This is a genomic window from Rossellomorea sp. FM04394 (genome assembly GCF_041889765.1).
In the GTDB taxonomy this organism is placed as follows: domain Bacteria; phylum Bacillota; class Bacilli; order Bacillales; family Bacillaceae_B; genus Rossellomorea; species Rossellomorea aquimaris_B.
On the sequence record NZ_CP168654.1, the window covers coordinates 1,267,340 to 1,279,154 of the forward strand.

At 46.4% G+C, this 11,815-nt stretch carries 6 protein-coding genes, 16 tRNA genes and 3 rRNA genes; 24 read left to right on the forward strand and 1 reads right to left on the reverse strand.

The window, feature by feature from the left end; translation table 11 throughout:
• Position 1 precedes the first annotated feature (1 nt).
• Both ACCB35_RS06305 and perR read left to right on the forward strand, forming a co-directional pair.
• Positions 2-550: a cob(I)yrinic acid a,c-diamide adenosyltransferase gene (locus tag ACCB35_RS06305; RefSeq protein WP_044339698.1), complete on the forward strand. Its 549-nt coding sequence runs from the start codon at positions 2-4 to the stop codon at positions 548-550.
• A 93-nt stretch (positions 551-643) separates the two neighbouring features.
• Entirely contained in the window at positions 644-1,084 is a 441-nt protein-coding gene (gene perR / locus ACCB35_RS06310; RefSeq protein ID WP_374056235.1) for a peroxide-responsive transcriptional repressor PerR, read from the forward strand.
• An 81-nt stretch (positions 1,085-1,165) separates the two neighbouring features.
• Here the strand turns inward: perR and ACCB35_RS06315 are convergent, their stop codons facing one another.
• Entirely contained in the window at positions 1,166-1,516 is a 351-nt protein-coding gene (locus tag ACCB35_RS06315; protein ID WP_044339696.1) for a YgzB family protein, read from the reverse strand.
• Positions 1,517-1,670: 154 nt separating this feature from the next.
• Between ACCB35_RS06315 and ACCB35_RS06320 the strand changes: the two genes are divergently transcribed.
• From ACCB35_RS06320 to ACCB35_RS06425, 22 genes are all read left to right on the forward strand, one after another.
• The gene (locus ACCB35_RS06320) at positions 1,671-2,537 is read left to right on the forward strand and encodes a nucleotidyltransferase-like protein (RefSeq protein ID WP_374056236.1); all 867 of its coding nucleotides are present in this window, start codon (positions 1,671-1,673) and stop codon (positions 2,535-2,537) included.
• A gap of 260 nt (positions 2,538-2,797) precedes the next feature.
• Positions 2,798-4,349: ribosomal RNA gene (locus ACCB35_RS06325) — 16S ribosomal RNA — on the forward strand.
• A gap of 222 nt (positions 4,350-4,571) precedes the next feature.
• Positions 4,572-7,506 (forward strand): 23S ribosomal RNA (locus tag ACCB35_RS06330).
• A 298-nt stretch (positions 7,507-7,804) separates the two neighbouring features.
• A 5S ribosomal RNA gene (gene rrf / locus ACCB35_RS06335) occupies positions 7,805-7,921 on the forward strand.
• The 16S, 23S and 5S rRNA genes sit together here with 16 tRNA genes alongside, the layout of an rRNA operon.
• 7 nt (positions 7,922-7,928) lie before the next feature.
• Positions 7,929-8,003: transfer RNA gene (locus ACCB35_RS06340), tRNA-Asn, on the forward strand.
• A 7-nt stretch (positions 8,004-8,010) separates the two neighbouring features.
• Positions 8,011-8,102 (forward strand) — tRNA-Ser (locus tag ACCB35_RS06345).
• Between the two features lie 19 nt (positions 8,103-8,121).
• Positions 8,122-8,196: transfer RNA gene (locus tag ACCB35_RS06350), tRNA-Glu, on the forward strand.
• Between the two features lie 41 nt (positions 8,197-8,237).
• Positions 8,238-8,313, forward strand: a tRNA-Val gene (locus tag ACCB35_RS06355).
• A gap of 71 nt (positions 8,314-8,384) precedes the next feature.
• Positions 8,385-8,458 (forward strand) — tRNA-Met (locus ACCB35_RS06360).
• Positions 8,459-8,565: 107 nt separating this feature from the next.
• Positions 8,566-8,642: transfer RNA gene (locus tag ACCB35_RS06365), tRNA-Asp, on the forward strand.
• Positions 8,643-8,659: 17 nt separating this feature from the next.
• A tRNA-Phe gene (locus ACCB35_RS06370) sits at positions 8,660-8,735 on the forward strand.
• A 13-nt stretch (positions 8,736-8,748) separates the two neighbouring features.
• A tRNA-Thr gene (locus ACCB35_RS06375) sits at positions 8,749-8,824 on the forward strand.
• A 19-nt stretch (positions 8,825-8,843) separates the two neighbouring features.
• Positions 8,844-8,927 (forward strand) — tRNA-Tyr (locus ACCB35_RS06380).
• 34 nt (positions 8,928-8,961) lie between these two features.
• Positions 8,962-9,035, forward strand: a tRNA-Trp gene (locus tag ACCB35_RS06385).
• Between the two features lie 11 nt (positions 9,036-9,046).
• A tRNA-His gene (locus tag ACCB35_RS06390) sits at positions 9,047-9,122 on the forward strand.
• 39 nt (positions 9,123-9,161) lie between these two features.
• Positions 9,162-9,233 (forward strand) — tRNA-Gln (locus tag ACCB35_RS06395).
• Between the two features lie 4 nt (positions 9,234-9,237).
• Positions 9,238-9,312: transfer RNA gene (locus ACCB35_RS06400), tRNA-Gly, on the forward strand.
• 7 nt (positions 9,313-9,319) lie between these two features.
• Positions 9,320-9,393: transfer RNA gene (locus ACCB35_RS06405), tRNA-Cys, on the forward strand.
• Between the two features lie 9 nt (positions 9,394-9,402).
• Positions 9,403-9,486, forward strand: a tRNA-Leu gene (locus tag ACCB35_RS06410).
• 4 nt (positions 9,487-9,490) lie between these two features.
• Positions 9,491-9,564, forward strand: a tRNA-Gly gene (locus ACCB35_RS06415).
• Positions 9,565-10,036: 472 nt separating this feature from the next.
• Positions 10,037-10,933 (forward strand): carbohydrate ABC transporter permease, encoded by an 897-nt coding sequence (locus ACCB35_RS06420; protein WP_172655666.1) that lies wholly within the window; start codon positions 10,037-10,039, stop codon positions 10,931-10,933.
• Positions 10,933-11,760 (forward strand): carbohydrate ABC transporter permease, encoded by an 828-nt coding sequence (locus ACCB35_RS06425; RefSeq protein ID WP_044337913.1) that lies wholly within the window; start codon positions 10,933-10,935, stop codon positions 11,758-11,760. The genes ACCB35_RS06420 and ACCB35_RS06425 overlap by 1 nt, the downstream gene beginning before the upstream one ends.
• The last annotated feature ends 55 nt before the right edge of the window (positions 11,761-11,815 follow it).

Here is an 11,815-nt window from a genome sequence, read left to right on the forward strand (position 1 = left end):
GATGAAAATTTATACAAAAACGGGAGATAAGGGAACGACGTCTTTAGTATATGGAACGAGAGTGTCAAAAAAAGATCAGCGGGTAGAGGCATACGGGACATGCGATGAAGCGAATTCCATGATTGGTTTAGGTCTAAGCTACCTTAAAGCTGAATACTTTGATGGAAAAGAAAAGTTCGAGGAGTTCTTTCATAAGGTACAAACCATTCTCTTTCATGTTGGTGCGGAACTGGCCACTCCTGCAGGGAAAGAAGTGAAATGGAAGCTTGAAGAATCACATATCAAAGAACTGGAAGAGCAAATCGACTTTCTTGAGGGTGCCCTGACGCCACTTAGCAATTTCATCCTTCCTGGAGGTCAGCCTGCCGGGGCTGCACTTCACACAGCCAGAACAATCGTGAGAAGAGCCGAAAGAGAAGCGGTTGGAATTGATGAAGACATTAATCCTTTGGTCCTTTCTTATCTGAACAGACTTTCTGACTATCTTTTCGTTGCGGGCCGCTATATAAACCAGCAGCTTGGGGAACAAGAGAAAAACTTACACGAGTAACTAGGGAGAAAGATTGACAAAAGGGACCGTTGATTAGTACACTATTTATAAAGATTATAAAATAATAATTCTTATGAAAAGAGGTGCATGGCGATGTCTGAAGAAGGACAATTAAAAGAAGCGATTTCGACATTGAAGGAAACGGGAGTCCGTATTACTCCTCAACGTCATGCGATATTAGAGTATCTCATTGATTCAATGGCTCATCCTACTGCTGATGACATATATAAAGCACTTGAAGGGAAATTCCCGAATATGAGTGTCGCAACTGTTTATAATAACTTACGCGTATTCCGTGAAGTGGGTTTAGTGAAAGAGTTAACCTACGGTGATTCTTCCAGTAGATTTGACTTCGTGACAACGGATCATTACCACGTCATCTGTGATGGCTGCGGAAAAATTGTTGACTTTCATTACCCGGGACTGGATGAAGTGGAACAACTGGCTTCCCATGTCACTGGATTTAAAGTGAATAACCACCGTATGGAAATCTACGGAACATGCTCTGACTGCTCTACAAAAGAAACCCACTAGAAAAGAATGGTTCTGATACAGAACCATTCTTTTATTTTTCGCAAAAAAAGACCTTCAGTAGAAGGTCTTCTTTCATGCAGATTATCTCTTCTTCTTATTATAATCCTCATCAAACTCTTCGCCTTCCAAGTTCGGGTCAAGAGTCAATGGTTCATTACAATACATACACATATCTACACGCCCAAGGACCTTGGTGACCCTCCCGCAATTAGGACATGTCACTTGCACGGCCTTAGTGGAGAGCATCCCGATCCAGAAGTAAACGACTGTGCTTCCGATGATTCCCAGAAAACCCAGCAGCATAAATGTTGTCATAACCCATGGGTGTTCTCTAAAATATATACCTACGTACATAATGATAAATCCGATGAAAACCAAGCTTAAGGCAAACGTTCGGATTTTATTGATTTTACTAGAATATTTCTTAGCCATTTGTTTGTCCCTCCTAAAAAAATACTATACCATATTTGTTGTAATAAGAGGGATGCGAAACCGTTTTGTCGAAAAATGACTATATTCAGAGAAGGAAATCCCCTTTGAATGTCGAAATAGTAACCAACCAATGTGTGATGTGGAGGAGTATGAAATGGAAGACATTTTACGACCGTTATACCAAGAGCGTACAAGTCACCCCAATACTTTAGGAGCGCTTTTAATAGAACAAAGCAAGAAATCCAGCCCGTTGACAGATACGTTTGATATTGTGCTTTTTTTAGTTGTGAAAGAAGCTGAAGAACCAGTATTCATTAAACACTATTCCTATAAAGATCAAAAGGCAGCCTTGCATATCGTAACGGAAGCTAAGCTAAACGAGTGGATCTTACTAGGGTCCAACCGTAAAGTAATCGATTGGCTCTTCAATGGTAAAGTGCTGTTCGATCGCAACGAATATATTCATAATCTTAAAACAGAGTTAAGAGATTTCCCTTTCTATGGAAGAAAGATCAAGATGGGTATGGAATTTGCCAAGTTGATTCGTCGTTACATGGACGGTAAGGAATTCTTTGAAAGTAAGCATTATTTAGATGCATACAATCACATCGTTCATTCACTGCACCATTTAGCAAGGCTTGCGGTAATCGAGAATGGTTTTCATCCAGAGGTAACTGTATGGAACCAGGTAAAACAAATCGAGCCTGAAATTTATAAGCTATATGAAGAGCTTGTAACAAGCGATGAAGAAATTGATAAACGACTCGAACTGCTGTTTCTGGCAAGCGAGTTCCTCATCCACTCAAGAATGAAGGTTTCGACGGAACATCTCTTGAACATCCTGGACCAAAAAGAACACTGGACGTTTCAGGATCTTCTTAATCATCCAGAGGCAAGACATTATTCAGTGGACTTAAGCATGCTCATCGAATATCTAACCGATAAAGGATTCGTCGAAATCGTAGATGTGGAGACAAAGGGACAAGGGATTTATCACCGCTATTATCGAGTCGTAAAATAATTATAGTAAAATATTAATTTTCCGTTGACTTCAATTTGAAACCTTGTTATATTAGTAAATGTCGCTGCTGAACGACGGCAACGAGCGGTCAGTGGCGACTTAAAAAAACTTAAAAAGTTGTTGACATAAACTCCACAACTTGGTAAGATAAAAAAGTCGCTTAAACGAAGCGCTTACACATTGAACCTTGAAAACTGAACAAAACAAGACAATACGTCAACGTTAATTCTAGATTTATTTTTAAAGAGCTATTCAAACTTTTATCGGAGAGTTTGATCCTGGCTCAGGACGAACGCTGGCGGCGTGCCTAATACATGCAAGTCGAGCGGACTGATGGGAGCTTGCTCCCATCAGTCAGCGGCGGACGGGTGAGTAACACGTGGGTAACCTGCCTGTAAGACTGGGATAACTCCGGGAAACCGGGGCTAATACCGGATAACTCATTTCCTCGCATGAGGAAATGTTGAAAGATGGCTTCTTGCTATCACTTACAGATGGACCCGCGGCGCATTAGCTAGTTGGTGAGGTAACGGCTCACCAAGGCGACGATGCGTAGCCGACCTGAGAGGGTGATCGGCCACACTGGGACTGAGACACGGCCCAGACTCCTACGGGAGGCAGCAGTAGGGAATCTTCCGCAATGGACGAAAGTCTGACGGAGCAACGCCGCGTGAGTGATGAAGGTTTTCGGATCGTAAAACTCTGTTGTTAGGGAAGAACAAGTACCGTTCGAATAGGGCGGTACCTTGACGGTACCTAACCAGAAAGCCACGGCTAACTACGTGCCAGCAGCCGCGGTAATACGTAGGTGGCAAGCGTTGTCCGGAATTATTGGGCGTAAAGCGCGCGCAGGTGGTTTCTTAAGTCTGATGTGAAAGCCCACGGCTCAACCGTGGAGGGTCATTGGAAACTGGGGAACTTGAGTGCAGAAGAGGAAAGTGGAATTCCAAGTGTAGCGGTGAAATGCGTAGATATTTGGAGGAACACCAGTGGCGAAGGCGACTTTCTGGTCTGTAACTGACACTGAGGCGCGAAAGCGTGGGGAGCAAACAGGATTAGATACCCTGGTAGTCCACGCCGTAAACGATGAGTGCTAAGTGTTAGAGGGTTTCCGCCCTTTAGTGCTGCAGCTAACGCATTAAGCACTCCGCCTGGGGAGTACGGTCGCAAGACTGAAACTCAAAGGAATTGACGGGGGCCCGCACAAGCGGTGGAGCATGTGGTTTAATTCGAAGCAACGCGAAGAACCTTACCAGGTCTTGACATCCTCTGACAACCCTAGAGATAGGGCTTTCCCCTTCGGGGGACAGAGTGACAGGTGGTGCATGGTTGTCGTCAGCTCGTGTCGTGAGATGTTGGGTTAAGTCCCGCAACGAGCGCAACCCTTGATCTTAGTTGCCAGCATTCAGTTGGGCACTCTAAGATGACTGCCGGTGACAAACCGGAGGAAGGTGGGGATGACGTCAAATCATCATGCCCCTTATGACCTGGGCTACACACGTGCTACAATGGACGGTACAAAGGGCAGCAAGACCGCGAGGTTTAGCCAATCCCATAAAACCGTTCTCAGTTCGGATTGTAGGCTGCAACTCGCCTACATGAAGCTGGAATCGCTAGTAATCGCGGATCAGCATGCCGCGGTGAATACGTTCCCGGGCCTTGTACACACCGCCCGTCACACCACGAGAGTTTGTAACACCCGAAGTCGGTGAGGTAACCTTTTGGAGCCAGCCGCCTAAGGTGGGACAGATGATTGGGGTGAAGTCGTAACAAGGTAGCCGTATCGGAAGGTGCGGCTGGATCACCTCCTTTCTAAGGAAGATTTACTAAACAAGTTGACAGTCGAAGTTTTGTTCAGTTTTGATGGTTTAATTACTATCAGGGATTTTTGCGGAAGCAAAATATCCTTCCATAATGTCTCTTGCGAGATAAAAATGGATTTGTTCTTTGAAAACTAGATAAAGATAAATTGATAGTCAAGAAATTACCGAGTATCGCCATTTTAGGTTTTAAACCTGATGTAACAACCAATTCGGTTAAGTTATGAAGGGCGCACGGTGGATGCCTTGGCACTAGGAGCCGACGAAGGACGGGACTAACACCGATATGCTTTGGGGAGCTGTAAGTGAGCTTTGATCCAGAGATTTCCGAATGGGGGAACCCATTGTTCGTAATGGAACAATATCCTTACTTGAATACATAGAGTATGGAAGGCAGACCCAGGGAACTGAAACATCTAAGTACCTGGAGGAAGAGAAAGCAATTGCGATTCCCTGAGTAGCGGCGAGCGAAACGGGATGTAGCCCAAACCAAGAGGCTTGCCTCTTGGGGTTGTAGGACACTCTATACGGAGTTACAAAGGAATGAAGTAGACGAAGAAGTCTGGAAAGGCTCGTCAAAGAAGGTAACAACCCTGTAGTTGAAACTTCATTCCCTCTTGAGTGGATCCTGAGTACGGCGGGACACGTGAAATCCCGTCGGAAGCTGGGAGGACCATCTCCCAAGGCTAAATACTCCCTAGTGACCGATAGTGAACCAGTACCGTGAGGGAAAGGTGAAAAGCACCCCGGAAGGGGAGTGAAATAGAACCTGAAACCGTGTGCCTACAAGTAGTCAGAGCCCGTTAACGGGTGATGGCGTGCCTTTTGTAGAATGAACCGGCGAGTTACGATCCCATGCAAGGTTAAGTCGATGAGACGGAGCCGCAGCGAAAGCGAGTCTGAATAGGGCGAATGAGTATGTGGTCGTAGACCCGAAACCAGGTGATCTACCCATGTCCAGGATGAAGTTCAGGTAACACTGAATGGAGGTCCGAACCCACGCACGTTGAAAAGTGCGGGGATGAGGTGTGGGTAGCGGAGAAATTCCAATCGAACTTGGAGATAGCTGGTTCTCTCCGAAATAGCTTTAGGGCTAGCCTCATGTGTAAGAGTCTTGGAGGTAGAGCACTGTTTGGACTAGGGGCCCTCATCGGGTTACCGAATTCAGACAAACTCCGAATGCCAAAGACTTATCCATGGGAGTCAGACTGCGAGTGATAAGATCCGTAGTCGAAAGGGAAACAGCCCAGACCACCAGCTAAGGTCCCAAAGTATACGTTAAGTGGAAAAGGATGTGGAGTTGCTTAGACAACCAGGATGTTGGCTTAGAAGCAGCCACCATTTAAAGAGTGCGTAATAGCTCACTGGTCGAGTGACTCTGCGCCGAAAATGTACCGGGGCTAAACGTATCACCGAAGCTGTGGATTGACACCTCTAGGTGTCAGTGGTAGGAGAGCGTTCTAAGGACTGCGAAGCTAGACCGTAAGGACTGGTGGAGTGCTTAGAAGTGAGAATGCCGGTATGAGTAGCGAAAGATGGGTGAGAATCCCATCCACCGAATGCCTAAGGTTTCCTGAGGAAGGCTCGTCCGCTCAGGGTTAGTCGGGACCTAAGTCGAGGCCGATAGGCGTAGACGATGGACAACAGGTTGATATTCCTGTACCACCTCTTTTCCGTTTGAGCAATGGGGGGACGCAGGAGGATAGGGTAAGCGCACTGCTGGATATGTGCGTCTAAGCAGTTAGGCTGATGATGAGGCAAATCCCATCATCGTGAAGGCTGAGCTGTGATAGCGAGCGAATTATAGTAGCGAAGTTCCTGATTCCACACTGCCAAGAAAAGCCTCTAGCGAGGAAAAAGGTGCCCGTACCGCAAACCGACACAGGTAGGCGAGGAGAGAATCCTAAGGTGAGCGAGAGAACTCTCGTTAAGGAACTCGGCAAAATGACCCCGTAACTTCGGGAGAAGGGGTGCTCTGGTAGGGTGCAAGCCCGAGAGAGCCGCAGTGAATAGGCCCAGGCGACTGTTTAGCAAAAACACAGGTCTCTGCGAAGCCGTAAGGCGAAGTATAGGGGCTGACGCCTGCCCGGTGCTGGAAGGTTAAGAGGAGTGCTTAGCGCAAGCGAAGGTGCGAATCGAAGCCCCAGTAAACGGCGGCCGTAACTATAACGGTCCTAAGGTAGCGAAATTCCTTGTCGGGTAAGTTCCGACCCGCACGAAAGGCGTAACGATCTGGGCACTGTCTCAACGAGAGACTCGGTGAAATTATAGTACCTGTGAAGATGCAGGTTACCCGCGACAGGACGGAAAGACCCCGTGGAGCTTTACTGTAGCCTGATATTGAATTTTGGTACAGCTTGTACAGGATAGGTAGGAGCCTTGGAAGCCGGAGCGCTAGCTTCGGTGGAGGCATCGGTGGGATACTACCCTGGCTGTATTGAAATTCTAACCCGCGCCCCTTATCGGGGTGGGAGACAGTGTCAGGTGGGCAGTTTGACTGGGGCGGTCGCCTCCTAAAGAGTAACGGAGGCGCCCAAAGGTTCCCTCAGAATGGTTGGAAATCATTCGCAGAGTGTAAAGGCACAAGGGAGCTTGACTGCGAGACCTACAAGTCGAGCAGGGACGAAAGTCGGGCTTAGTGATCCGGTGGTTCCGCATGGAAGGGCCATCGCTCAACGGATAAAAGCTACCCCGGGGATAACAGGCTTATCTCCCCCAAGAGTCCACATCGACGGGGAGGTTTGGCACCTCGATGTCGGCTCATCGCATCCTGGGGCTGTAGTCGGTCCCAAGGGTTGGGCTGTTCGCCCATTAAAGCGGTACGCGAGCTGGGTTCAGAACGTCGTGAGACAGTTCGGTCCCTATCCGTCGTGGGCGCAGGAAATTTGAGAGGAGCTGTCCTTAGTACGAGAGGACCGGGATGGACGCACCGCTGGTGTACCAGTTGTCTTGCCAAAGGCATCGCTGGGTAGCTATGTGCGGAAGGGATAAGTGCTGAAAGCATCTAAGCATGAAGCCCCCCTCGAGATGAGATTTCCCATCACGTAAGTGAGTAAGATCCCTAGAAGATGACTAGGTAGATAGGTCAGAGATGGAAGCATGGCGACATGTGGAGTTGACTGATACTAATCGATCGAGGACTTAACCACACTATAAAGCGGAGGCGGCTTGAACAGAGACGACAAGCATTTCTGGGCAATCAGAAGAGGGTGCCTTTTACCCTCAGCTGATTGAACTGAAATGACTTCGAGTCTCTAGCCGCCGGAGCTGGAATGGTATCTACTTGAAGAAGCAGATACAACATTGGTCGATATTCGGCTTTCTTGACATCAATTCTTTATCTAGTTTTCAGGGAATGAATTTTATACAAAAATATAAAAAAAGCCTTGAAAAATTATATCTACGCGATATAATAGTACTTGTCCTTAAAAAAGAGACAAGAAATTGTCTGGTGACAATGGCGAAGAGGTCACACCCGTTCCCATGCCGAACACGGAAGTTAAGCTCTTCAGCGCCGATGGTAGTTGGGGGATCTCCCCCTGTGAGAGTAGGACGTCGCCAGGCATATCGTTCCGCAGTAGCTCAGTGGTAGAGCTATCGGCTGTTAACCGATCGGTCGCAAGTTCGAATCTTGCCTGCGGAGCCATCATATTGGAGAGCTGTCCGAGTGGCCGAAGGAGCACGATTGGAAATCGTGTAGACGGTTAACGCTGTCTCAAGGGTTCAAATCCCTTGCTCTCCGCCATAACAATTCTTTTTACTAAGGCCCATTGGTCAAGCGGTTAAGACACCGCCCTTTCACGGCGGTAACACGGGTTCGAATCCCGTATGGGTCACCAACACTTTTATCCGAATGTGAAAAACAAACAATTAATATGTTGGAGGATTAGCTCAGCTGGGAGAGCATCTGCCTTACAAGCAGAGGGTCGGCGGTTCGATCCCGTCATCCTCCACCATGATTTTCACGAAGCGTAGTGAAAAAAATCTTCCATATTATATAAGATTATATAAGTTACAATTATATCGTCGCGGGGTGGAGCAGTTCGGTAGCTCGTCGGGCTCATAACCCGAAGGTCGCAGGTTCAAATCCTGTCCCCGCAATACCATTTTTGACTTGGGATAGCATAATCCTTAATGAGTCACGCATGGATAGTTATTTTGACTAACGTCAAGGTAATGAAACCTATTTTGCTAACGCAAAAAGCTTTGGTCCGGTAGTTCAGTTGGTTAGAATGCCTGCCTGTCACGCAGGAGGTCGCGGGTTCGAGTCCCGTCCGGACCGCCATTTTTATTTTACATAGTGGCTCAGTAGCTCAGTTGGTAGAGCAATGGACTGAAAATCCATGTGTCGGCGGTTCGATTCCGTCCTGAGCCACCATTTATTACTTGATGCCGGTGTAGCTCAACTGGTAGAGCAACTGACTTGTAATCAGTAGGTTGGGGGTTCAAGTCCTCTTGCCGGCACCACTCGAGTGATATAATATTTGGAGGGGTAGCGAAGTGGCTAAACGCGGCGGACTGTAAATCCGCTCCTTCGGGTTCGGCAGTTCGAATCTGCCCCCCTCCACCATTTGTTTTTATCTAAGCAGAATATCTATTCTTATAGGGGTATAGTTTAAAGGTAGAACGAAGGTCTCCAAAACCTTTGGTGTGGGTTCGATTCCTACTACCCCTGCCAATTTTATCATGGCGATTGTGGCGAAGTGGTTAACGCACCTGATTGTGGTTCAGGCATTCGTGGGTTCGATTCCCATCAGTCGCCCCATTAAAGTCACATTTTTATTTCCGTGACATATACTATCAGTGGGCTATAGCCAAGCGGTAAGGCATCGCACTTTGACTGCGACATGCGTTGGTTCGAATCCAGCTAGCCCAGTAGTGCGGAAGTAGTTCAGTGGTAGAACACCACCTTGCCAAGGTGGGGGTCGCGGGTTCGAATCCCGTCTTCCGCTCCAATATTAAGGCGGCATAGCCAAGTGGTAAGGCATGGGTCTGCAAAACCCTGATCACCGGTTCAAATCCGGTTGCCGCCTCCAAAATGTAATGCCGGTGTGGCGGAATAGGCAGACGCGCACGACTCAAAATCGTGTTCCTCTGGAGTGCCGGTTCGACCCCGGCCACCGGTACCACATCGCGGGTGTAGTTTAGTGGTAAAACCTCAGCCTTCCAAGCTGATGATGAGGGTTCGATTCCCTTCACCCGCTCCAACTTACATACGACAGGCTTTCTCATTATGAGGAAGTCTTTTTTATTGTCTAATTATGAAAAATCATCTGTTTAGCATGACTTTCATCGTTATTGACGCTTATCTAATCGACTTCGCTCCATTTACTTTCGATCAAGACCAATATATTTTCAAAACTGGACCATTTATTTTCAATTCCACGATTTTATTTTCAAATTTTCCACTTTTATTTTCAATTCCAAGATTTTATTTTCAAAAACTCATTGCACGCTGGGGTCACCTAACTAAACCAAAGAAGTCCAACCTTTTCATATACCCACCACAACACCAAACCCAAACCCATCTAGTCAAAATTTTACACCTTCTTTGTCAATTGAGTTCCCCTTTTTAAGTAAGCGCTACCATTATAATATAAGAAAGCGATTACATAATTAAGGGTGGTGAGACGGGTGGAACCAAAGATTCAGACTGGACCGGTAAGCAGAGACGTACAAATGAAAGCAGTGACGAAGAAGAAGTTCAAGTATAAGAGCTTGCTGACGTATGCTGCCTTTGTTGGACCGGCACTTATATTTTTCTTAGTGATTCAGATTCTTCCATTTTTGATGGGTGTGTATTATTCGTTTACCTCATGGAATGGTGTCAGCTCAGTTGTGGAGTGGGTTGGATTTGATAACTACAAAAAGATCTTCACAGATGATAAGACATTCTTTAATTCCTTTATGTTCACGACGAAGTTTATGTTTGCAGCCGTGATTATTAGTAACTTGATAGGTTTCGGGTTTGCGCTGCTGCTGAATGCAGCATTGAAGACGAGAAACATTTTGCGGACAGTGTTTTTTATTCCGAACGTGATCGGTGGATTGCTACTCGGGTTCATCTGGCAGTTCATTTTTGTTAAAGGGTTTGCCTCACTTGGGAATATGACGGGGATTGGATTCTTTAAGATGCCTTGGCTGGGTGATGAAACGACGGCATTCTGGGGGATTGTCATCGTGTTTGCATGGCAGATTTCGGGATACATGATGGTCATTTACGTAGCAGCTTTACAGGGGGTGGACAACTCATTGCTTGAAGCAGCGAGGATAGATGGGGCATCAAACTGGACGTTGTTGACGAAAATTATCATTCCATTGATTTTACCGGCGTTCACGATTTGTTTCTTCTTGACGATTTCAATGGCCTTTAAGATATTCGATTTGAACATCTCGTTAACAGGTGGGGGACCATTCAATTCTACACAATCTGTGGCGATCAATATTTATCAAGAGGCGTTCCAGAACAACCGCTATGGCCTCGGGACAGCCAAATCGATCCTGTTCTTTGTGGTAGTGGCAGTGTTTACTACGGTTCAGGTGATGGTGACGAAGAAGAAGGAGGTTCAGGCATAATGGGCAATCGCTATACGAAAAGAACGTTTGTATTAGAGATCATCGGTATTGTCATAGGGCTCATTTTCCTTATTCCTTTCTACTTCGTACTGATCAACTCGGTGAAGCCATTTGCAGCGATTTTGATCGATGCGGCTGCGTGGCCAAAGGAATTTGTTTTCTCTAACTATGCGAAAGTGTGGGAGATCATCAACTTCCCACGTGCATTCTGGAACTCCTTGGTCATCACCGTTTTCAGTAATATTGGATTAGTGATCATCAGCTCGATGGCGGCGTGGAAAATGGTTCGTACGCCAGGGAAGTTCAGCAAAATCTTATTTGTCATCTTTGTATCAGCCATGGTCATTCCGTTCCAGACAGTGATGATCCCTCTTATGAAGGTAGGGGGAACGTTAGGGCTTACGAATAGCATTCCAGGTTTGATCCTTATGTACTTCGGATTTGGCGTACCACTTTCCCTTTTCTTGTATCATGGATTTGTGAAAACCGTTCCGATTGAGATTGAAGAATCCGCGATGATTGACGGGTGCAGTCAGTTTGGTGTGTTCTGGAGAATTGTCTTCCCATTACTTAAGCCGATAACAGTGACTGTGATCATTCTGAACACTTTATGGATTTGGAATGACTATCTGCTTCCGCTTCTTGTTTTACAGGATGCAGAGCTGCGCACGATTCCACTCGCAGCAAGCTCGTTCTTCGCTCAGTATACGAAGCAATGGGATATGGGTCTGGCAGCATTGGTGCTTGGCATTACTCCCATTATCATTTTCTTCTTGTTTTTACAGAAGCATATCATCAAAGGTATTGCTTCAGGGTCAATTAAGTAGATATAAAGTTTCTGTCAAGATGGTCTATCATTGATACAGAAATTTATATAAAATA

What these genes read in the sequence shown, in the direction of transcription:
- ACCB35_RS06425 (WP_044337913.1), top strand. Translation starts at nt 10,933, where the DNA reads ATGGGCAATCGCTATACGAAAAGAACGTTTGTATTAGAGATCATCGGT.
- ACCB35_RS06305 (WP_044339698.1), top strand. Translation starts at nt 2, where the DNA reads ATGAAAATTTATACAAAAACGGGAGATAAGGGAACGACGTCTTTAGTA.
- ACCB35_RS06320 (WP_374056236.1), top strand. Translation starts at nt 1,671, where the DNA reads ATGGAAGACATTTTACGACCGTTATACCAAGAGCGTACAAGTCACCCC.
- ACCB35_RS06315 (WP_044339696.1), bottom strand. Translation starts at nt 1,516, where the DNA reads ATGGCTAAGAAATATTCTAGTAAAATCAATAAAATCCGAACGTTTGCC.
- ACCB35_RS06420 (WP_172655666.1), top strand. Translation starts at nt 10,037, where the DNA reads ATGAAAGCAGTGACGAAGAAGAAGTTCAAGTATAAGAGCTTGCTGACG.
- perR (WP_374056235.1), top strand. Translation starts at nt 644, where the DNA reads ATGTCTGAAGAAGGACAATTAAAAGAAGCGATTTCGACATTGAAGGAA.